This window comes from Oenococcus alcoholitolerans (assembly GCF_051852995.1).
In the GTDB taxonomy this organism is placed as follows: Bacteria; Bacillota; Bacilli; order Lactobacillales; family Lactobacillaceae; genus Oenococcus; species Oenococcus alcoholitolerans.
In genome coordinates this window covers 836,982-857,777 of the sequence record NZ_CP176042.1, presented here as the reverse complement: position 1 = coordinate 857,777, position 20,796 = coordinate 836,982, and the positions used below count along the sequence as shown (strand labels likewise).

The window sequence follows — 20,796 nt, the reverse complement described above, 5'->3', positions numbered from 1 at the left end:
TTTGTTTTGTATAATTGAATTTATGGATTTCACTGGATTAATAACAAAAAAAATCAAAGCAGCTCTTGGCGAACGATCAGACCAATTGGAGATATCAAATCTGATAGAGAAGCCGAAAGACTTAAAAAAGGGAGATTTTGCTTTTCCGACCTTCGTATTAGCGAAAAAATTCAAAAAAGCTCCTTTTTTGATCGCAAAAGAAATCTCAGAAAAGATAGACCGGTCGGGTTTTGAAAAAATCGTATCTGAAGGTCCATACGTTAACTTTTTCATTGAAAAAAATTCATTTACCAATAATACCCTTCAACAAATTTTAACTAATAGAGAATTTGGCAATAACAGCGATGGTCAAGGAAAAAAAGTTGTCATCGATATGTCTTCTCCAAACATTGCAAAACCTATGAGTATGGGGCATTTACGTTCAACAGTGATTGGCGAAGCCATTTCAAAAATTGCTCAAGCGAATGGTTACGATACCTTCAAAATCAATTTTTTGGGCGATTGGGGGACCCAATTTGGTTTGATGATAGCAGCTTATAAGCTTTGGGGCGATGATGAAGTCATTGAAAAAGATCCGGTAAATGAATTAGTCAAACTCTACGTTAGGATCAATAAAGAAGCAGAAAATGATCCAAAGTTAAAGGAAAGCGGCAGGGCCTGGTTCAAAAAACTTGAGGATGGCGATCATGAAGCAACACAATTGTGGAGCTGGTTTAAAAGCGTTTCTCTAAAAGAATTCCAAAGAGTTTATGATCGTTTAGGAGTTTCGTTTGATTCGCTTAATGGCGAAGCTTTCTATAATGATAAAATGCAGCCTGTTGTGCAGATGCTGAAAGAAAAAAATTTGCTAGTGCCTTCTCAAGGTGCACAAATAGTCGATCTGCCTAAACTTTTGCCTGACGAAAATTTCCCGATCGCGATGATCGTTAGATCTGATGGCGCTACTCAGTACATTACCAGAGACCTTGCCTCTGCTATATACCGTTACGATCATTATCATTTTTCGCATGCTTTGTATGTTGTTGGGAACGAACAAAAGGACCATTTTGATCAAATGAAAGCTATATTAAAATTAGCTGGCGATGATTGGTCTGATGGAATCGAGCATATAGGATTCGGCTTGATAACGATGAACGGTAAAAAAATGTCCACACGTAAAGGAAACGTTGTGGCTTTATCGGACGTTCTTGATATTGCTCACAAGCTGGCCAGTCAACAAATTTCAGAAAAAAATCCCGATTTAAAGGATGCTGACAAGGTAGCTGAGGAAGTTGGCGTTGGTGCGGTCATTTTTAATGATCTAAAGAACGAAAGAAATTTGGCGATCGACTTCGATATGAATAAAATCGTCCAATTCGAAGGCGATACCGGCCCTTATGTGCAGTATACCAATGCAAGAGCCAATAGTATTTTAAGAAAATCTAATTACTCGCTGTCTGGTTTTAATGAAGACTTTAAGTTTTACGATCAACAAGCTTGGCCGATAATAGTCAGGTTGAGCCAATACGGTCAGGCTGTTAAAAGAGCTTGGGAAATGAGAGAACCAAGCATAATAGCCAAGTACCTCTTGAATTTGTCTCGTGATTTTAATTCTTTTTACGGCAACACCGTTATTTTGGTCGACGGTCCAGAGCTTCCCTCTCGTTTGGCACTTGTAAAAGCAACGAGTACAATATTAAAAAGAGGCCTCGAACTTTTGGGTGTTAAGGCACCATCACAAATGTAAGAATGATCTTATTTCGTTAATATTTTGAAAAAAGAAACTTCAAAATTAAAAGAGCTGGTAAAACGATTCCAACTTATTCGTTGGGTTATTTTGTTTTTTGCCAGCTTATTTTTTATTAGTTCTATTTACCTTATCTTTCAAGCAAAAATTGCTGACGTCGATAAACTTTCCCGCCAATTAGCAAAACCAACTATTATTTATGATCGAAATGGCCAGCAGGCTGGTGAATTAGCTGATCAAAAGGGTGACCAAGTTTCGTTCGATAAAATATCACCGTATCTCACTGATGCTGTTATTTCGACTGAAGATCGTAATTTTTATCATGAACATGGTTTTTCTATAAGCGGTTTTGCTCGGGCTGGTTTTTTGTTTTTGCGAAATAAACTTTTGCATCGAGATTATATTTCTGGCGGCGGTTCGACGATAACGCAGCAATTGGCAAAGAATGCCTATTTAACTCAGAAACAAACTTTTTCTAGAAAATTTCGTGAATTATTTTTAGCTGTTGAAATAGAAAAACATTATTCTAAAGATCAAATATTGGCTATGTACCTTAATTCTGCCTATTTTGGTCACAATATTTATGGTGTGCAGGATGCTGCCGAGGGATACTTTGGGGTTCCTGCTTCTGATTTAACCGTCGAACAAGCCGCATCTATTGCGGGGATGTTAGCAAATCCAACTCTATACGATCCGACGCGTTTTCCCGAGTACGCAGCTAATAGACGCAAAACGGTTATCAATAATATGCTTGTCAATAAAAAAATAGACTCTCAACAAGCTCAAAAAGCTTTAAGTGCACCTTTTTATCCGCAGAATCCCAGCGTTAACAGCAAGACAAATTATCAGTACCCTTGGTTTTTTGATTCGGTCATAAACGAAGCTATAAATAAATACGGTCTTTCTGAAACAGATATCATGAATCGCGGTTATCGAATTTTCACGACCTTAGATCAAAATGATCAAACAGCTTTGCAAAATGATTATCAAAACGACTATCTTTTTCCTGTTGCTGATGATCAATCTGCCTCGATTGCTCTTGATGCTAAAACAGGAGGTGTTTTGGCTGTTATCGGCGGTAGAAACAGCCATACTTTTAGAGGATTTAATCGGGCCAATCAAATGCGCCGTTCCCCAGGATCATTGATAAAACCGCTTGTTGTTTATGCACCGGCTGTTGAACGCGGTTATAACAAACAGAGCATTTTCCCTAATAGTCCTCGAACTTTTTCGGGAGGTTATCGCCCGGAAAATGCTCTCGGCTATTCTTCCCAATCAGTCGATATGCAAACAGCTATTGCTAACTCCTACAATATCCCAGCGGTTTATTTGATGAGCAAAATGAGCGTTAAAACAGGTTTTGATTATGCAAAACGATTTGATCTGCCGGTTCAAAGGTCTGATCGCAATCTGTCTTTAGCGCTTGGTGGAATGTCGCATGGTGTCTCGCCGCAGCAAATGGCGCAAGCATACACAGCTTTTGCTAATCATGGTCTTATGTCTCAGGCTCATTACATCACTAAAATAGTTGATGCTTCGGGGAAAGTAGTTGTCTCTAGTCCAAAAGTTCATCAAAAAAGAGTCATTTCAAGAAAAACTGCCGAAACGATGACTTCGATGATGTTTCAAGTTTATCGAACCGGGACGGGTGCTTTTGCAGCACCGGGTAATTTTGTCGTTGCTGGTAAAACTGGGACGACTGAAGATGTTGATAATCCCGGTACGCCCTTAGCATCAAAGGATCTTTGGGCCGCTGCTTATACGCCTGATTTAGTTACAGTTTCCTGGCAAGGTTATGATTCATCAACTTCTGGTAAAAGTTTGCCGGCCTTTATAAATCGTTCGCTTGGGCCGCTTTTTAGAGAACAAACGATCCAGCTTATTGACAATTCTCCAAAAACACCTTTTGATCAGAATAACGGCAATTCATTATTAGATAGATTTAATAACAGCTGGAACGAATTTTGGCAAAATTCTCAAGGTAATTTAAATAAATTTGGGCAACAAATATCTGGTGTCAGACAAGCGCTAGAAAATATTTGGAATCAGTCCAAAAGTTTTTTTGATCAGTTTCTTAATAAATAAAAGTTATGGCTTTGCTAAAATTATTAATGAAGAAAAGAGGAAAATAAATGGCTCAATTAATCGAACAATCAAAGTTATTAGCGCGTGAATTACAGGATACCTCAGAGTTTAAGCAATTGGATGAAACTTTAGCCAAGATCAAATCAGATCCCGAGTCTAAACAATTATTTGATGACTTTCAAAATGCACAGAGGGAGATAGCTGATTTCCAGCAGAAACGTTCTGAACCAACTCCTGATAAAATGAACAATTGGCAGGAAATTGCAAAAAAAGCGCAAACATTGCCGTTGATAAAAGAACTTAGCGAACGCGAACGATCACTCAATCAATTACTCGATCAGGTCAATTCGATCATCACAGCTCCGTTAACTCAACTTTATAAAAAATAATTATTTCGAGGGATCATGAGATTTATACATGCAGCAGATATTCATTTGGGAAATTCTATCAAAGGGATCGATCGAAGAATAAATTTAGATAAAAATTTGAAAAGAAAATTAAGTTTGGCAACCTTTGATGCTCTGGAAAAAATCGTTGATAATGCCATCTCTTTGCATGTTGACTTTATTCTTTTTCCTGGCGATATATTTGATTCTAATCAGCAAAGCGCCTACTTATATAATTTTTTGACAAAACAGTTTCTTAGATTAAAACAAGCCGGTATCGAAGCCTATCTTTCTTTTGGCAATCATGATTTTCTTTCTGATTCAGATAATGATTTCATCTGGCCTGATAACGTTCATGTGTTTCCTAAAAACGAGGCAAAGGTTTTTTATTATGATTCATTAGATGGAAAACGAATCGCTATAACGGGCACTAGTTATGCCCAAAGGAATCCAGGTTCAAGTCTGCTGGATCTTTATCCCCAAAGAATATCTAATGTGGATTATCAAATCGGTCTTTATCATGGCAGTGTCAAAGATGGTTCCCAGAACAGTTACGCACCATTTGATTTAAATGATATGAAAGCTCTTCATTATGATTATTGGGCTTTGGGGCATATCCATGTTCGATCCCTTTTATCTAAGGATCCGTTGATAGCATATTCAGGAGATCCTCAAGGTTTGGATTTAACTGAAGAGGGGCAGAAGGGTGTCTATTTAATAAGTGATGACGAAAACAGGACTTTAAACATGCGTTTTCTGCCAATCGGTAATTTTGTTTTTAATAAGATCGTCATCAACGCCGAAAGTCAAAATTCGTTTGAATTGTTAACGCATCGTTTAGTAGAACGTTTATCGCAAAAAAATAATGACGGTTTTTCGCTTTTTACTGTCCAATTGAATTTTTCTCAAGTTGTTTCAGACAAACTGAGAGATCAGCTCACTGATCCGAGTTTTTTGGATATAATCAACGATCAAATCATTTCTACCAATAATCTCGTTATTAAAATACAGGTCCAAAGCCCCTTGTCGATGGATGAATTCAGTGATTTAGATCAAAAATATTGGCAGCAGGCAAAAAATGAGATTTTTGATAGCGGGGAATTCGTTGATGCTATTAGAAAAAGATTTGGCCAAGATTCACAATTTGTTATCGATTATTTTTCTGATAATGAAACTCATAAAGAATTGATAAAACAGGCGCAAGAACTAATATCTAGAAGGTCAAATTAATGAAAATAATTAAAATACATATCATCGGTTTTGGTAAATTTTTTAATTTTGATTTGAATTTTGATAAAGATTTTCAATTCATTTACGGCGCAAACGAAGCGGGAAAGTCTACTATCAGACAGTTTATAATTGGTGTTCTTTTCGGCTTCTCGCAAAAAAAGGGTCAGGGACAAAATTTATATGAACCTTTAAGCAAAGCTCAATACGGCGGAAGTGTAACGATCGAAAAAAATCAGCATTCATATACCATTACTCGTTTGAAACGTACACAATCAGTTTTATCGATCAGTAATGAGAGCGGTCAGAAGCTGCCGCATCCAGAAGAAATTTTAAAAGATATTTTGCGTCCTTTTGATAAAGAAAGTTTTTTAAATATTTTTTCCTTTGATTCTGAACAATTGAATGAAATAAAGACTCTTTCAGGAATCGACCTTTCAAATCGTCTTTTAAGCTTTTCGGCAGTTTCTGCAGATCATTGGCAAAATAGAGCTAAAGAACTCGACAAAGCATCTTCTGAACAGTTTGGGCTGACTAAAACGGCTAAAAGACCGATCAATTTATTATTGAAAAAACATGCTGAAATAAATGACCAGTTAAAAGAAATGAGCGGCGGTCTGTTAGACTATAAAAACGCGATCGCTGATAAAAAAAGAGTCCTTGCTGATATTTATCAAATCAAACAGCAGGTTCAAGATAATAATAAAAAGATAAATGAATACCAATCTTTAGTTGACCTGGATGGTTTAGTACAAAGAAAAAAGTCTTTGGCTGATTCAAATGGCGATAGTCAATTTGATCTGCAGCAGATATCTGCTTTAACAGATGACGATGAGCATCGAATAGAAAGTTTCCAAGCGCAAATAAAATCGTTAAGTTCAGAAGAACATGATATAGAAGCACCAACTAGATCTCAACAGAGCAAGCTTTTGCAGATCTATCAAAAAAATCAGGATGATTTAGATCTATTGGATAAATCCATTCCTAATTTGATCGCGCAAAGTAATTTATATGATCAATTTGATAACCAAATAAATCAAGTATCAGACCAGATCGCTGTATTAGAAAGGGACATAAAAAATACTTTTCAAGGTTCCTTGCCTCAGCCTTTGCCGCAAGAAATTTTTCAGAGCAATAAAAGACATTTCTCACCGTTTTTCTTCTTTGGCTGTTTTTTGATTCTTGGCGGTCTTTTGGCTGCTTTTGGCTCATTTATGAACAGAGAAATGCCTTATCCGTTTTTGATTTCTTCGGTTGGAGCTTTAATAATCGGATCCATATTGGTATTTTTAGAAAAGCCTAAAAAAGAATATCCCGATCTCGCTGAATTCGGCTATCCGGCAGACACGAATATTCAATTGGCAGCTTCTTGGCAAAGGCAGATCAATGACTATCACAACTCTTTGGCGCGGCTTTCTTCTTTAAAAGACAACCGTCAAGATAATGCTGACAAGATAAATCGTTTGTTGAAGTTAGCTTATCCGTTAAAAGATTTTCTGCCTGAGCCCTCTAATGATCATGACCAGTTTATCAACCAAATACAGGTAGTTTTGAATCGAATTAAAAACGAAAAAAGAGCAGACGACCTTTCACGAGAACAAAGGAAACTTGTAGATCAAAATGAACGTGAAAAATTGAATAAACTTGAAAAAGTACAAAATGAACAAAAAATTATTTTTGCGAAAATCGGTGTCCAAAATTATCAAGAATTTCAGTATTTGCAAGCAGACAAATTTAAAAAAAGACAACGGGAAAATCAGTTATCAAATATAAGCCAATTGCTTACACCGCAAAAAGAAGCACAGATACGCTCTCTTGGCGGAATAGAAGCTATTAAAAACAGCATTGTTGATCTGAAAAGAAAGCAGGCAGATCTTGACCATCAGATCAATGACCTTAATAAAGAGCTCGCCAACCGTGATGCTAAATTGATCAACGCAGATTCTGATGAAAGTTATCAGGACCTTCTTCAGGAAAGGGCTGATTTGGAAACTGAGATAAATCAGTCTCTTTTCCAATACTTCAGCGGTCAATTAGCAGCTCGTTGGATAAACCAATCTCTTTATGACATAAGCCATGAAAGAATACCGCAGATAAAATCTTTTGCACAAAAATATTTTTCTATTTTGACCGATGGAAAATATCAAAAAATAGTTTTTAACGATAACAGCATCGGTGCAGTTGAGGCCAACGGCAAACGATTCTTTGCTTACGAACTTTCGAAAGGTACTGCAGAACAGCTCTATATCGCTTTAAGATTAGCTTTTGCAAAGTCGATCGCTGCAGCTAATCCGCTCCCGTTTTTAATAGATGACGGTTTCGTTGATTTTGATAAACATCGTCGAAATATAATGGTTTCTATTTTAAAAGATCTGTCTAAGAACTATCAGATAATTTATTTTTCAGCTAATCAAGAACAAAGCTTCGACGAAAGGAATATTATTGAATTAAAGGGGGTCAATAGTGATGCTGTCCGACCATAGCAAAGGCGAAAATTTCAATATTTATTTACTCATAAAATCTGCTGAAAATAGGACGACTTCAAAAGGTTCTCCATACATTAGGCTTACTTTAGCTGATCGTTCGGGAGAGATCCAAGCAAATAAATGGGATGCGAGTGCAGATGATGTCAAAAATTTTACGGCTGGTAAAGTTGTTTATTTGAATGCGACTCAAGATGAATACCAGTCTAAACCGCAATTAAGGATCCAAGAGATACGTTTGGCTAATGATGAAGAACCGTCTGACCCTTCTTTATATCAAATAAGCGCACCTGTTTCCAAAAAGGATCTGCAAAATCAAATAAACGATCTCCTTTTTCAAATCACCAATCCTACTTGGAACAGATTAGTGAGGAATATTTTAAATAAATATGGTGATAGGTATTATGAGTATCCCGCTGCTAAAAAAATGCACCATGCTTTTAGAGGCGGGTTAGCCTATCATTCTTTGTCGATCGCTAAGCTGGCTTTAAAAATTTCCGAACTATATCCTCAAGTCGATAAATCTCTATTATTGGCTGGCGCTTTGATCCACGACATAGGTAAAACAGTTGAATTATCAGGTCCGGTCGGCACTGAATATACTACAGAAGGACAGCTGTTGGGGCACATTGTTATTGGTGATGAGATCCTGGTCCAAGCTGCCGACGAACTTGGTTTTGATTTGGCGTCCGAAGACATGCTTATAATCCGCCATTTGATGATCAGTCATCACAATAAGCTGGATTTTGGTTCTCCTGTAGTTCCGAAAGATTTGGAAGCTTATATATTATCAAAGCTTGATGACTTGGACGCCCACATTCAAATGATAAGTTCTGCTTTGCAAAAAACAAAACCAGGTAATTTCTCTGAACGTATTTTCGGAGCTGACAACCAACCATTTTATCGAACGAAAGAAAAACCATTGAGCAGCGATGATGAAAATGGTGATTCTCCAGCTAACAGGCAAGGACGGCTGTTACAATAGTAGCGATGGAATCTTTGTTTAAACCAACTTACCGTATAAAAAAAGTTTGGGGTATAACTCCTGAATCTCTGAAAAAACTTGGAATAAAAACGATTTTAGCTGATCTGGATAATACTTTAGTAGCTTGGAACAAGCCGGAGGGTGATGAAAGTTTTTTTCAATGGTATAAAAAATTATTAGATGCCGGTATTAAGCTTATTGTAGTTTCAAATAACTCGACAAAGCGAGTCAGCAAGGCTGTAAACGCACTTGGTCTGCCCTATGAATCGTGGTCTTTTAAACCACTGCCGTTTGGAATCAATAAGACCATTCGTGATTTTGATCTTTTGAAAGACGAGGTAGTTATGGTTGGCGATCAGATAATGACTGACGTGATCGCTTCCAACCTTGCCGGTGTAAAAAGCGTACTGGTTCAGCCGTTGATCACAAGCGACAGTTTTCCAACAAAAATCAACCGTTTTTTTGAAAAGATAGTTATCGGAAAAGATCCAGTAGAATGGGGGAACGACTTAATTGACACTAAGCGACCAACAAATCAACAAAATAATTGATCAAGGCATAGTATGTATCGGATGCGGTTCTAAATTACAGACAAAAAATAAAGAAGAAGCTGGCTACATAGATGAAAAAAAATTGCACCAGTATCTTTTTGAACTTAAAACTCCTGATGATGATATAAATTTACTATGCGAGAGGTGCTTTAAACTTAGACACTATAACGAAATAGAAGCTATTGAGGTTGATACAAAGCATTTTTGGAAGATGATGGACCATATTTCAAAAGAAAATGCTTTGATCATTTATCTCTTGGACTTATTTGATATCGAAGGATCTTTTTTGGATCAATTTTCACAAATAGCTGCTAAGAATCCGCTAGTATTAGTCGGAAATAAGCTAGATATCCTTCCGAAGTCTGTCAAAGAAAATAAAATAATCCTTTGGCTCAAAGAAATGGCTGCCCAAAGAGGCCTGAATCCTTTAAAAACGATCGTTCTTTCTGCAGATAAGGGCAACTCCGGTGAATTTTTGATAGACGAAATCAGCGATTTGCTTAACAGTTATAAAAGGACTTATATTATAGGTGTTACTAATGTTGGCAAATCAACGCTTACCAACCAGATCGTTAAGTATTTATCTGGCGGTCGAGGCGATTTTATTACAACATCGAAGTTCCCGGGAACGACTTTGGATCGGATCGAGATACCTATTTCAGAAAAAAATGTTTTGGTAGATACTCCGGGTGTAACATCAGACAAACAGCTTGCATATTTTGTTGATTCTAAAGAATATCGTTATCTTTTGCCAAAAAAGGAAATTAAACCGAGAACTTTTCAAATGCCGGCTGGTCAATCATTGTTCTTTGGAGGGATCTTTTGGATAGATCTGCTAGGAGAAAATAAAACTTCTTTTACTGCATATTTTGATAATCAAGTTAATTTTCATCGCAGAAAAACTGAAGGTGCTCTTGATTATTTTAATTCAGAGAGCAGCCGTCAAGCCCATCCTATGCTTAAGGATAATAATTATAAATTAACTGTTCAAAAATTAAAAATTCCAAAGGGATATGATTTAGCGATATCCGGATTTGGGTGGATAAGTTTTCACAGATCTGCAGAAATAAAGTTAAATATACCTGATCAATTAGGTTTTTCGCTCAGAAAGAAAGAAATTTAGTTAGAATTAAGACAATGGAAATTTTAACAGGCAAACAAAAAAGATATTTACGTGCTCAAGGTAATAAATTACCTTCAATTTTTACCGTTGGGAAAAACGGTTTAAGTAAAATATGGCTTCAAGAAGTGATCGCAGCATTAGATCAACGGGAATTGGTCAAGGTCGGTCTTCAACAATCCAGCGAGGTCACAGCTGATCAGTTGATTGACTTTATTCACAAAAATTCTAGAATTACAGTGATCCAAAAATTGGGCCGTACCCTTTTACTCTATCTTCCGTCAAAGAAAGAAGAAAACCGTCGGTTATCAATGGAGGTAGGGAAGCTTGCTAACTAGTTTTGTTTCTTTGACAAATACAAAAACGCAACAGGCACCTGTAAAGCACCGTCACAGGCGGCGTGTAGGTATTTTTGGCGGCACTTTTAATCCGATCCATAACGGACAATTGATCGCCGCTGAACAAGCTTGTACCGCGCTTGGATTAGACAAACTATATTTCATGCCTGATGCGATCCCTTTTGCTGCTACGCATGATAATGCTGTTGAACCATCGACTAGGGCAGAAATGATCAGGCTGGCGATCAGAGGCAATTCAAAGTTCGATATAGAGATGAAGCCTATACACGATGGTGGCCAGCAATCTACTTTTTCGGTCATGAAAAAACTTGTCGAAGAACATCCGGAGATCGATTATTATTTGATAATGGGTTCAAAGGTTTTTAAAAACTTTGCTGAATGGGACGATGCTAATGCTTTATCTAGAATGGTCAGACTAGTCGCAATTGACCAGCCCGGGATTCAGCGAAGCATAGATTTTCCGGCGATTTGGCTTCAAGTCAACTGGTTGGATATCTCCTCCTCTGATATTCGTTCACGCTTGCGTGTTAAACAATCGGTAAGATATTTAATACCAGATATGGTTGCTGCGTATATTGCTGAGTTTAATCTTTATCAAGGAAGGATTTATTAATGTCATATCCAAAATACGATGTGCTGTATCCAAAAGTTCGCCAAGCTTTGTCGCAAGAGCGCTTCGAACACGTTATAAGGGCTGGGGAATATGCAGTCCACTTAGCAGAATTGAATGATTATGATACTGAAAAGGCGCGAATAGGCGGTTTTATACATGATTATGCCAAGGAGCGGAGTGACAAAGACTTTCTTAATGAAATTGATAAAAAGAAGCTTGATCCTGATTTGAAAAATTGGGACAGTTCTATTTGGCACGGCATAGTTGGCGCTGAATTTATCAGAGATGAATTAAGAATAGACGACGAAGAATTGTTGAATGCAGTTCGTCGTCACACGACCGGCGATGTTCAAATGACGACTCTTGACAAGATCGTTTTTATGGCAGACTTTTTGGAACTGGGAAGAAATTTTTCCGATACGGATGTCGCAAGACAAGTAACTGATGATTCCCTAGATGCGGGGGTAGCTTGGCAATTACAGTTTTCTTTGAGTCGTTTAGTCAGGAACCATCGTGCAATTTATCCGAAAAGTTTACTTGCATATAATCACTGGGTTGGAGGAAAATAAGTGAAAGCTAAAGAGATACTTGAATTGATCGTAAAAGCAGCTGACAGCAAAAAGGCAGAAAATGTTTCTGCCTTAGATATTGGCAAGCTTTCCGTTATAAGCGATTACTTTCTTCTAGCGAGTGCTCCATCTTCTCGCCAAGTACAAGCTATCGCTAACGAAATAATAGATGAGATGCATAAGAACAATATATCGCCGTTCGAAGTCGAAGGATTATCCAGCGGCAAGTGGGTTTTGATCGATTATGGCAGTGTTGTTGCACATATATTCACCGATGAAGCTTTCGACTATTACAAATTAGACCATCTTTGGTCCAGGGCTGATAGGGTAGACCTTTCGAAATGGCTGACTGCTGATTTCGATTAATTAATATGGAAAAAGATTATTCGGTTTTTGCAAAATTTTATGACGAGTTATTTGACGAAGAGCTCTATAAAGATTGGCTTCTTTTTGTGAAAACAAATTCGTCAGATAAGAAGTCTTTGCTTGATTTGGCTGGAGGTTCCGGTCGTTTAGCTTGCTTATTGGCTAAAAACGGTTATCAAGTATCATTACTCGATATTTCGTCGCAAATGCTGTCTATCGCAGAAGAACATGCTGATGAGCAAAATTTAAAAATAAATTTTTACCAAGACGACATGACTGATTTTTTCTTAAATGAATCGTTTCAAACGATAACTTGTTTTGCCGATTCGATAAACTATTTGCCAGATAAAGTTTCGGTCAAAAAAACTTTTGCTCGGGTTTTTGATCACTTAGCAGCCAAAGGAAAATTTCTCTTTGATATCGTTACTTCTCATCAAATAAATGTAGGCTACAGAAATTTTATGTACAATAATGATGATGATCCCGAAAAAATTTTTGTTTGGTCGAGCTTTCCAGGCGAAGAAAAAAATTCGGTCGATCATGATTTAAAATTTTTTATTTATGATAAAAAGTTAGATGCCTTCAGACTTTACAGAGAAGTTCATCATCAAATAAGTTATCCTATTGAATTTTATCAACGAACACTTCTTGAGGCTGGATTTAAAAATATCAAAATTTCTGCCGATTTTGGAAGATCAAAAGTTAAAACGAATACTGATAGAGTATTTTTTATTGCTGAAAAATAAATAATGAATGCAACCGGACTAATAACAGAATATAACCCATTTCATAATGGTCATCTTTATCATTTGAATCAGGCTAAATCGATCGATCCGGATGCGGTCATAATCGTTTTAATGTCAGGAAATTGGGTCCAGCGCGGAACACCGGCGATCGTCGATAAATGGCAAAGAGCAGATATCGCTTTGCGATCGGGAGCCGATTTAGTTTTTGAGCTGCCTTTTTATTTTGCTGTTCAACCAGGTGATATATTCGCGCAGGGTGCTATTAGATTACTAAACGATTTGTCTATAAATAGGCTGGTTTTCGGCAGTGAGCATCCTAATACAGATTTTATTGAATTAGCAGAACAGTCAGTATTATTAGACGGCGATGAAAGCTTTACCAATAAAAACGCAACTTATGCCAGTAATTTTGCAAATGCTTTGCAGAAAGAAACCGGTTTTAAATTAGACCAAGCTAACGATATCTTGGCTTTCAGTTATGCAAAAGCAATTTATCAACAAAAATTAATGGATAAAATAGAAATTAAACCGATCAAAAGAATATCCTCGGATTACCATCAAAGCTATATAGATACTGATTCTAAAATTTCTTCAGCAACAGCTATCAGACGTGCTTTGTCTGAAGGTAAAGATGTAAGTAATTTAACGCCAATGCATGATCTTGAATATACAGACTATGAAAAAAAATACTTTGATCTATTGAAGTATCGTTTGATCACTGATAACATTGGCCAGATCCGTTCGGTATACCAAGTAAACGAAGGAATTGAATTTTTATTAAAAAATGCGATTAGCAACGATCCTCAGAATTTTGGTGACTTTATTGCAGAAATCAAGTCAAAGCGTTATACTTTTGCAAGACTGCGAAGAGTGCTATCTTATGTCCTTTTGAATATAAAAGTCGACCAGATGAGAGACGCAATGGCACATCCATACCATCGTTTATTGGCTTTCAACGCAAAGGGGCGTCAATATCTTCACGATAATAAGAAAAACTTTGCTTTTCCTGTCATCAGTCATCTTGATTATAAAAAAGCGACCAAAGATCTGCTGATAGACTATAAAGCCGGTCTTGTATATAGTGAAATCATGGGGCTCGATAAAGCTCAAGATCTGCAGCACAAACCAATTCAACTATAAGCATTTATTTATAAATAAGCATGAAATTTTTAGTTCAACAATTACAAAAATATAGAAAGAAACCCCTGGTCATCAATGATATTATTGATCTTTCGGGTCCGGTAAAAGAAAATTTTTCCGATAGAATCTTAGATTTAAAACCAGTCAAAGTTGATGGTGAAATAAGCTACGGCAGCAACGATAGGATAACCGTGGATCTTAAGCTGAACGGTGTTGCTTATTTGCCATCCGCTCGTAGTCTGGCTCCGGTAAAATACCCGTTTGAGATAAATATGGATGAGCTTTATGTTCAAGATGAAGAATCTCTTTCGATGTTTTCTGAAACTGAGGCGGTTTTCTTGATCGAAAAAAATCAGTTAGATCTTGATGCTGCGATTTTAGAAAATATAGTTACCAATCTTCCGATGACTGTTTTTAAAGAAGATGAAACAGCGGATCGACCAGTTTCTGGACAAGGATGGCAAATAATCAAAGAAGAAGATTATGAACCAAATGATATTCTAGATACAGAAAAAACACATAAATTAGGTGATTTTTTTCCAAAATCCGATAATAAAAACAAGGATAAGTAATTTATAGTTAGGCAAAAAGTATTATTCATATGAAAAAACATACACAAACCAGCATTTTTCCTTTATTTAGAAGAGTTTTGATCATTGCTCTTATTTTTCTGGAATTTTTGCTAATAACCGGTGGATACAGTAAAACGGGAAGAACCTGGCTTTGGATCAGCCAATATATGGTCAACTTTATGAGCTGGATGGCTAAGGATGTTTTCAATTCTACCAACGGTATTGGTTTTGCTATCATTGTCATGACTGCTGTGATAAGGCTGATACTTTTCCCGATAATGTATAAGCAGCAGCGGGATTCAACTATTCAAGCTGAAAAAATGGCAATGCTTCAACCACAGCTTTCAAAAATTCAAGATGCTTTAAAGAAATCGAGCAGTCAAGAAGAAAAGATCACTATAAACACGGCGATGATGTCCGTTTATCGAGAAAACGGTGTTTCATTAACAGGCGGGATAAATTTTTTGTCTATGTTGATCCAATTACCCGTAATATCAGCTCTTTATACAGCTATCAGGCTTTCAACCAGCACGATGGCAACTGATCATATAGATCCTTCTACTTTTAACTCAAATTTTTTGCTTAATGGATCTCGTTTTTTTGGTATTCCGCTCTATCGTCCATCAATAATAATAGCTTTGATCGCCGCTGTTTTTTATATAGGACAATCTTGGCTCAGTCTGAAAGCTGCTCCTGAAGCGCAAAGAAAACAAATGTCGACCATGATTTGGTTTAGCCCGATCATGATATTTTTCTTCTCAATATTTCAGTCAGCAGCCTTAGGATTGTATTTTATGGTCGGCGGTATTTTCGTGCTTGTTCAAACGGCATTCATCTTGAAAAATCGACCGGCGCTACAAAAACAGGTTCGTTCAGAATTTAAAGTTAAAAACGTTGTTGACGATCTTTTAAAAGATGCTAAAAAAAGCAATGATCCAGGGTCTATAAGAAAAGATATTAAAAGCGAGACCGGCAGCAAAACTCTTTCTGATCGATCTTCTAAAAATGGCCGCAATAGAAATAAGGGTAAGCAGAAAAGGAAACCTAAAATATAAAATGGAAATAATTACTTCAAATCAAAATTCCAAAGTAAAACTTTGGACAAGTTTACAAACACAAAAGGGTCGTAAGCAAAGCGGCACGTATTTGCTTGACGGTTGGCATTTGGTTCAAGAAGCGCTGAATTTTGCAGCACCTATCCAAGCTGTTATCGGAACTGAAGAACAAATAGAAAAACATTTGCCAGAGGTCCCGCAGGGAGTTCCGGCTTTTCAAGTCACTGACGAGGTCGCTAGACATATTTCTAAAACTAATAATCCTCAGGGAATATTTGCTCAGACCAGTTTGCCGAATAACTCATTCGATCCTCAGTATGTACATAGCGGTCGTTGGCTTTTACTGGATCGTATTCAAGATCCTGGTAATGTCGGAACCCTAGTTAGAACTGCTGATGCTGCCGGTTTTAGCGGAGTGGTTCTTTCTAACGGCAGTGCGGATCCCTTTAATCCGAAAACGGTTCGTTCTATGCAGGGAAGTCAATTTCATATCAAAGTAATCAAAGATGCAGAACTCGGTCCTTGGATATCTGCTTTGAAAGAAAATGATTATGATATTTATGGGACAAGTCTTGAGAAAGATTCGGTCGACTACAAGACTGTATATCCGGAAAAGAACTTTGCATTAGTTTTGGGTAATGAAGGGCAAGGACTTGATCCTGATATTTTGAAAGAAACGACAGAAAATTTGCACATTAACTTTTTAGGTAAGGCTGAATCGCTTAATGTAGCAGTTGCAGGAGGAATATTAATGTTTGCATTGAATTGAGCAAACTTATAATATGTAAGTATGGTAGAAGCATTAAGACTAACAGAATCGGCCTTTGAAATTTTGGGTAAGAAGTGGAATGGATTAATAATCCAGTCCCTTTTAGACAGCTCTACAGGTTCTTTGCACTTTTCGGAATTATCTCGAAAAGTACATGCGTGCAGTGACAGAGTCCTAACGGTAAGATTGAAAGAACTTGAAGACGCTGGTATCATAAGACGTGTCAACTGTCCCGATAATGGTAAGCTCGGTTATCGTTTGACCGATAAGGGCAGTTCCATGCGTGCTTTGATGAATGAAATTTCTAAGTGGGCGAAAAAGAATAATTCTTGATTTTTTGGAAGACTAGTAAGCTGTGATGCAAAAGCGAGTCGGGTTTGGTGCGAGCCGATTGCAGTAAAAGCTGAATTTCACTTCTTTATTTCTGGTTAACTCCCAGCGGTTTAGCCCCGTTAAAGGCTGCAATGAGGCAGATTTTCTGCGAATTTGGGTGGTAACACGTATTAATTACGTCCCTTGTATGAGTGATCGATAACTTATACAAGGGTTTTTTATTAGGTGAGGTAATGGATTTAAAAAATAATTTACAACAATTAAAAGATCACGTATCACAGCAAATACATGATGCAAAGAAAATTGATCAGGTGGAGAAAATCAGGGTCAATCTTTTAGGCAAAAAAGGAGAACTTACTAAACTGCTTAAGGGACTCAAAGATCTTCCCAATGAACAAAAACCGGTTATCGGCAAGTTGGCTAATCAAATCCGTTTAATGCTGGAAAAGTCTATTGAAGATAAGAAAAAAGATTTGAATGAAGCTTTTTTTGAAAAAAGAATGGATTCAGAAAAAATAGATGTGACCCTCCCTGGCCGGAGACCTGAAATCGGGACTAAACATATACTTCAACAAATTCAAGATCAGATCGAAGACCATTTTATCAGTCAGGGATATGAAGTTAAGTATGGCAAGGAAATTGAATCTGATGAATATAATTTTGAACGGATGAATTTGCCTAAGGACCATCCAGCTCGGGATATGCAAGATACTTTTTACATAACAAAAAATATTCTTCTTAGAACACAGACCTCCGCTATGCAGGCTCGTTCTATGGACCAGCATGATTTTACCAAGGGTCCTCTTAAAATGATCAGCCCCGGACAAGTCTATCGTCGAGATAATGATGACGCTACTCATTCGCACCAATTTCATCAAGTCGAAGGGCTTGTTGTGGGTAAAAACGTCAGCTTAGCTGATTTGAAAGGAACGCTTCAATCTCTTACAGACGAATTATTCGGCAAGGGTCACGCTATGAGATTAAGACAAAGTTATTTTCCGTTTACAGAACCAAGTATCGAGGTCGATATCAGTTGGAATTTAGTTGACGAAAATACTGCGCCAGAAGACATTGATTGGATCGAGGTTCTTGGTGCTGGTATGGTTCATCCTAACGTTTTGAGAATGTCCCATTTGGATCCTAATAAATACTCAGGTTTTGCTTTTGGTCTTGGCCCTGATCGTTTTGCGATGATAAAATACGGCATTGACGATATACGTAATTTTTATTTTGATGACATTCGTTTTCTAAAGCAGTTCAAACAAGTGGGGGAGTAAAAAAATGAAAGTATCCGTTGATTGGATAAAAGAATATATGCCGGATTTTCCGGTAAATAGCGCTAAAGATGCAGAACATTTTTCTGATCTTTTGGCTTTAACGTCGACTGAAGTTGAAGAGAACGGTTATCAAATACCTCAATCAAGCGGTTTGATCGTTGGCAGGATCGATCAGACCAGGTCAATTGAAAATTCAACTCATTTGAAAATAGCTATCGTAAATGTTGGTAAAAAAGATTATCAAATAGTTACCGGTGCACCCAATGTTAAGCAGGGACAGTTAGTTGTTTTGGCTTTGCCGGGCGCGCGTTTATTTGACGGAAAAAAAATCGAAGCAACTGATCTGGATGGTGAAATAAGTCAAGGAATGCTCGTTTCTTTACAAGAAATTGGCTTTGATGACTCTATTGCACCTAAAAAACATGAAGCCGGTATCTATGTTTTTCCTGATGATGGCGAAGTGAAACCAGGAGATAACGCCGTAGAAGCATTAGGCATCAATGATTTGATGATAAACACCGAACTAACGGCTAACCGTGGCGATATGCTGTCTATTCGCGGTAATTTGTATGAATTTTCTGCCATTTTAAACAAAAAGTTTTCAATGCCTGAACTTAAATTTGACGAAGGGGACAAAAAAACATCTTCTCAAATATCGGTTAAAGTGAATAGCGATATTGCCGATCCTTATTATCTTAGGGTCCTAAACGATGTTGAGGTCAAAACCAGCCCGCTTTGGTTACAAAAAAGACTTTGGAATTCCGGAATCAGGCCAATTAATAATATTGTCGACGCAACTAATTATGTAATGTTTTTATTGGGACAGCCGCTGCATGCTTTTGATTTAGATAAATTGCCGAGCAGGGATCTTAAAGTAGATCTTTCTAAAGAAGGTGAAGAAATCGTTACTTTAGACGGCCAGCTAAGAAAGTTGGGATCTAAAGAAAACATCGTTGTATATTCAGGCGATCATCCTGAGATGTTAGCCGGCGTCATGGGCGGAAAAGATTCGGAAGTCAGCTATGATACAAAAAATATAGTGTTGGAATCGGCATCTTTTGACCCTGCATTGATCAGGAAAACGGCTCAGCGTTTTAATCTTCATTCTCAAGCCAGCCAAAGATTTGAAAGGCTGATCGACCCATCTAATGTGGGTTATTCGGTCGATTTTGCTGCAGCATTGATCAAACAATTGGCCGGTGGGGAAATAGCCGCAGGCAGAATCGGAGCTGAACAAAAACAAGCAAAAGACAAAACTATTTCTATTAGTTTGTCTGAAATCAATAATTATCTTGGTACTGAAGTTTCGATCGACGACGTGGCCGATATTTGGAAAAGACTTGCGTTTGATTTTGAAATAAACGGTGACGAATTTATCGTTAATGTTCCTGCACGCAGGACCGATATTAATATAAAAGCGGATCTTTATGAGGAATTTGTGAGAATCTACGGATACGATAAAGTACCGCTCCATTTGCCAAAGGATATGGGCTACAATTCAGGACTAACTCAGGAACAAAGACTTGACAGGTCTATTCGCAGCACTTTAATGGGATTTGGATTAAATCAGGTCGTTTCTTATTCACTGACCGACCATAACAATTCTCATAATTTTGCTTTTGATCACGCTGATTCAGTTCCGTTGATTTATCCGATCAGTAAAGATCGTGAGTATTTAAGACAATCGATTTTAGGAACTTTGATCGATGTTGCTTCTTACAATTATGCAAGAAAAGTAGAAAATATTTCTTTATTTGAAATGGGACATGTATTTAAAGCCAGTTTGGATAATGAAAAACCGATAGAATCACAGCAACTAGCTGCCTTAGTATTTGGACAAGAAGCGGATAATTGGCAGCATAAAAATCATAGATACGATTTTTATTACATTAAGGGTCTGCTTGAGAGTTTGCTCGATGCTTTAGATCTTAGCGGCACTATATCATTTCACAGCAATAGCAGTTATCCTTTGATGCATCCCGGCAGAACAGCTGATGTTTATATCAATAAGAAATTTTTGGGATTTGTTGGTCAAATAAGTCCGCGTTTTTCATCCGAAAGCAAGTTGCCGAATTGTTATGTTTTTCAAATTGATTTAGACCTTATTCATACGCTCTTTAAAAAGAAAGATCACTATCAGCCGATCAATAAATTTCCGAGTGTGCAAAGGGATATTTCATTACTTGTTGGCAGAGAAATCGAATCACAGGATATCGAAGAAATCATTAAACTTAGTGCCGGCAAGTATTTATCTTCTATTTCAGTCATTGATTTATATCAAGGCCGCGAGATCCAAGGTACAAAGAAATCAATTTCCTACCGGTTGACATTCCTTGATCCTGAATCGACTTTGACTGATAATCAGGTAAATCAGCAGGTCGAACAGATTTTATTGCGTTTAAAAAATCAATTAGGAGTCCAAGCTCGGTAAATA

The 20,796-nt window shown here is 37.2% G+C and carries 20 protein-coding genes; all 20 read left to right on the top strand.

Going from position 1 to position 20,796, the window contains the following annotated elements; genetic code table 11:
- The first annotated feature begins 22 nt into the window (after positions 1-22).
- Positions 23-1,726, top strand: a complete 1,704-nt coding sequence (argS, locus tag ACKP2L_RS04855) for an arginine--tRNA ligase (protein WP_439424744.1) — start codon at positions 23-25, stop codon at positions 1,724-1,726.
- Between the two features lie 24 nt (positions 1,727-1,750).
- A complete protein-coding gene (locus tag ACKP2L_RS04850) occupies positions 1,751-3,811 on the top strand; it encodes a transglycosylase domain-containing protein (protein ID WP_439424743.1) in 2,061 nt (686 codons plus the stop codon).
- Positions 3,812-3,858: 47 nt separating this feature from the next.
- Positions 3,859-4,200, top strand: a complete 342-nt coding sequence (locus ACKP2L_RS04845; RefSeq protein ID WP_439424742.1) for a YlbF family regulator — start codon at positions 3,859-3,861, stop codon at positions 4,198-4,200.
- A 15-nt stretch (positions 4,201-4,215) separates the two neighbouring features.
- Positions 4,216-5,427, top strand: coding sequence for a metallophosphoesterase family protein (locus ACKP2L_RS04840; RefSeq protein WP_439424741.1), 1,212 nt, complete (start codon positions 4,216-4,218; stop codon positions 5,425-5,427).
- Positions 5,427-7,907 (top strand): AAA family ATPase, encoded by a 2,481-nt coding sequence (locus ACKP2L_RS04835; protein WP_439424740.1) that lies wholly within the window; start codon positions 5,427-5,429, stop codon positions 7,905-7,907. The genes ACKP2L_RS04840 and ACKP2L_RS04835 overlap by 1 nt, the downstream gene beginning before the upstream one ends.
- The gene (locus ACKP2L_RS04830) at positions 7,891-8,892 is read left to right on the top strand and encodes a 3'-5' exoribonuclease YhaM family protein (RefSeq protein WP_439424739.1); all 1,002 of its coding nucleotides are present in this window, start codon (positions 7,891-7,893) and stop codon (positions 8,890-8,892) included. Before ACKP2L_RS04835 ends, ACKP2L_RS04830 begins: the two co-directional genes overlap by 17 nt.
- A 5-nt stretch (positions 8,893-8,897) precedes the next feature.
- Positions 8,898-9,443, top strand: a complete 546-nt coding sequence (locus ACKP2L_RS04825; RefSeq protein ID WP_439424738.1) for a YqeG family HAD IIIA-type phosphatase — start codon at positions 8,898-8,900, stop codon at positions 9,441-9,443.
- The gene (yqeH, locus tag ACKP2L_RS04820; protein WP_439424737.1) at positions 9,406-10,566 is read left to right on the top strand and encodes a ribosome biogenesis GTPase YqeH; all 1,161 of its coding nucleotides are present in this window, start codon (positions 9,406-9,408) and stop codon (positions 10,564-10,566) included. The genes ACKP2L_RS04825 and yqeH overlap by 38 nt, the downstream gene beginning before the upstream one ends.
- A gap of 14 nt (positions 10,567-10,580) precedes the next feature.
- Positions 10,581-10,901 (top strand): YhbY family RNA-binding protein, encoded by a 321-nt coding sequence (locus ACKP2L_RS04815; protein ID WP_439424736.1) that lies wholly within the window; start codon positions 10,581-10,583, stop codon positions 10,899-10,901.
- Positions 10,891-11,535: a nicotinate (nicotinamide) nucleotide adenylyltransferase gene (nadD, locus tag ACKP2L_RS04810; protein ID WP_439424735.1), complete on the top strand. Its 645-nt coding sequence runs from the start codon at positions 10,891-10,893 to the stop codon at positions 11,533-11,535. Before ACKP2L_RS04815 ends, nadD begins: the two co-directional genes overlap by 11 nt.
- The gene (yqeK, locus tag ACKP2L_RS04805; protein ID WP_439424734.1) at positions 11,535-12,104 is read left to right on the top strand and encodes a bis(5'-nucleosyl)-tetraphosphatase (symmetrical) YqeK; all 570 of its coding nucleotides are present in this window, start codon (positions 11,535-11,537) and stop codon (positions 12,102-12,104) included. The genes nadD and yqeK overlap by 1 nt, the downstream gene beginning before the upstream one ends.
- A complete protein-coding gene (gene rsfS / locus ACKP2L_RS04800; RefSeq protein ID WP_439424733.1) occupies positions 12,105-12,470 on the top strand; it encodes a ribosome silencing factor in 366 nt (121 codons plus the stop codon).
- Between the two features lie 5 nt (positions 12,471-12,475).
- Positions 12,476-13,216 (top strand): class I SAM-dependent methyltransferase, encoded by a 741-nt coding sequence (locus tag ACKP2L_RS04795; RefSeq protein ID WP_439424732.1) that lies wholly within the window; start codon positions 12,476-12,478, stop codon positions 13,214-13,216.
- Between the two features lie 3 nt (positions 13,217-13,219).
- Positions 13,220-14,356, top strand: a complete 1,137-nt coding sequence (locus ACKP2L_RS04790) for a nucleotidyltransferase (protein ID WP_439424731.1) — start codon at positions 13,220-13,222, stop codon at positions 14,354-14,356.
- Between the two features lie 20 nt (positions 14,357-14,376).
- Positions 14,377-14,928, top strand: a complete 552-nt coding sequence (locus ACKP2L_RS04785) for a DUF177 domain-containing protein (RefSeq protein WP_439424730.1) — start codon at positions 14,377-14,379, stop codon at positions 14,926-14,928.
- A gap of 29 nt (positions 14,929-14,957) precedes the next feature.
- A complete protein-coding gene (yidC, locus tag ACKP2L_RS04780) occupies positions 14,958-15,983 on the top strand; it encodes a membrane protein insertase YidC (RefSeq protein ID WP_439424729.1) in 1,026 nt (341 codons plus the stop codon).
- 1 nt (position 15,984) lies between these two features.
- Positions 15,985-16,752: a TrmH family RNA methyltransferase gene (locus ACKP2L_RS04775; RefSeq protein WP_439424728.1), complete on the top strand. Its 768-nt coding sequence runs from the start codon at positions 15,985-15,987 to the stop codon at positions 16,750-16,752.
- Between the two features lie 21 nt (positions 16,753-16,773).
- Positions 16,774-17,085, top strand: a complete 312-nt coding sequence (locus tag ACKP2L_RS04770; RefSeq protein WP_439424727.1) for a winged helix-turn-helix transcriptional regulator — start codon at positions 16,774-16,776, stop codon at positions 17,083-17,085.
- Between the two features lie 233 nt (positions 17,086-17,318).
- The gene (pheS, locus tag ACKP2L_RS04765) at positions 17,319-18,362 is read left to right on the top strand and encodes a phenylalanine--tRNA ligase subunit alpha (protein WP_439424726.1); all 1,044 of its coding nucleotides are present in this window, start codon (positions 17,319-17,321) and stop codon (positions 18,360-18,362) included.
- A gap of 4 nt (positions 18,363-18,366) precedes the next feature.
- Complete coding sequence (pheT, locus tag ACKP2L_RS04760) at positions 18,367-20,793, top strand: phenylalanine--tRNA ligase subunit beta (RefSeq protein ID WP_439424725.1); 2,427 nt, start codon at positions 18,367-18,369, stop codon at positions 20,791-20,793.
- The last annotated feature ends 3 nt before the right edge of the window (positions 20,794-20,796 follow it).

Bases quoted from the DNA above. Each gene is read 5' to 3' on its own strand.
- ACKP2L_RS04795 (WP_439424732.1), top strand. From the start codon at position 12,476: ATGGAAAAAGATTATTCGGTTTTTGCAAAATTTTATGACGAGTTATTT.
- argS (WP_439424744.1), top strand. From the start codon at position 23: ATGGATTTCACTGGATTAATAACAAAAAAAATCAAAGCAGCTCTTGGC.
- yidC (WP_439424729.1), top strand. From the start codon at position 14,958: ATGAAAAAACATACACAAACCAGCATTTTTCCTTTATTTAGAAGAGTT.
- ACKP2L_RS04770 (WP_439424727.1), top strand. From the start codon at position 16,774: ATGGTAGAAGCATTAAGACTAACAGAATCGGCCTTTGAAATTTTGGGT.
- yqeK (WP_439424734.1), top strand. From the start codon at position 11,535: ATGTCATATCCAAAATACGATGTGCTGTATCCAAAAGTTCGCCAAGCT.
- pheS (WP_439424726.1), top strand. From the start codon at position 17,319: ATGGATTTAAAAAATAATTTACAACAATTAAAAGATCACGTATCACAG.
- ACKP2L_RS04835 (WP_439424740.1), top strand. From the start codon at position 5,427: ATGAAAATAATTAAAATACATATCATCGGTTTTGGTAAATTTTTTAAT.
- ACKP2L_RS04840 (WP_439424741.1), top strand. From the start codon at position 4,216: ATGAGATTTATACATGCAGCAGATATTCATTTGGGAAATTCTATCAAA.
- ACKP2L_RS04825 (WP_439424738.1), top strand. From the start codon at position 8,898: ATGGAATCTTTGTTTAAACCAACTTACCGTATAAAAAAAGTTTGGGGT.
- ACKP2L_RS04785 (WP_439424730.1), top strand. From the start codon at position 14,377: ATGAAATTTTTAGTTCAACAATTACAAAAATATAGAAAGAAACCCCTG.
- ACKP2L_RS04775 (WP_439424728.1), top strand. From the start codon at position 15,985: ATGGAAATAATTACTTCAAATCAAAATTCCAAAGTAAAACTTTGGACA.
- ACKP2L_RS04845 (WP_439424742.1), top strand. From the start codon at position 3,859: ATGGCTCAATTAATCGAACAATCAAAGTTATTAGCGCGTGAATTACAG.
- ACKP2L_RS04790 (WP_439424731.1), top strand. From the start codon at position 13,220: ATGAATGCAACCGGACTAATAACAGAATATAACCCATTTCATAATGGT.
- ACKP2L_RS04830 (WP_439424739.1), top strand. From the start codon at position 7,891: ATGCTGTCCGACCATAGCAAAGGCGAAAATTTCAATATTTATTTACTC.
- ACKP2L_RS04815 (WP_439424736.1), top strand. From the start codon at position 10,581: ATGGAAATTTTAACAGGCAAACAAAAAAGATATTTACGTGCTCAAGGT.
- pheT (WP_439424725.1), top strand. From the start codon at position 18,367: ATGAAAGTATCCGTTGATTGGATAAAAGAATATATGCCGGATTTTCCG.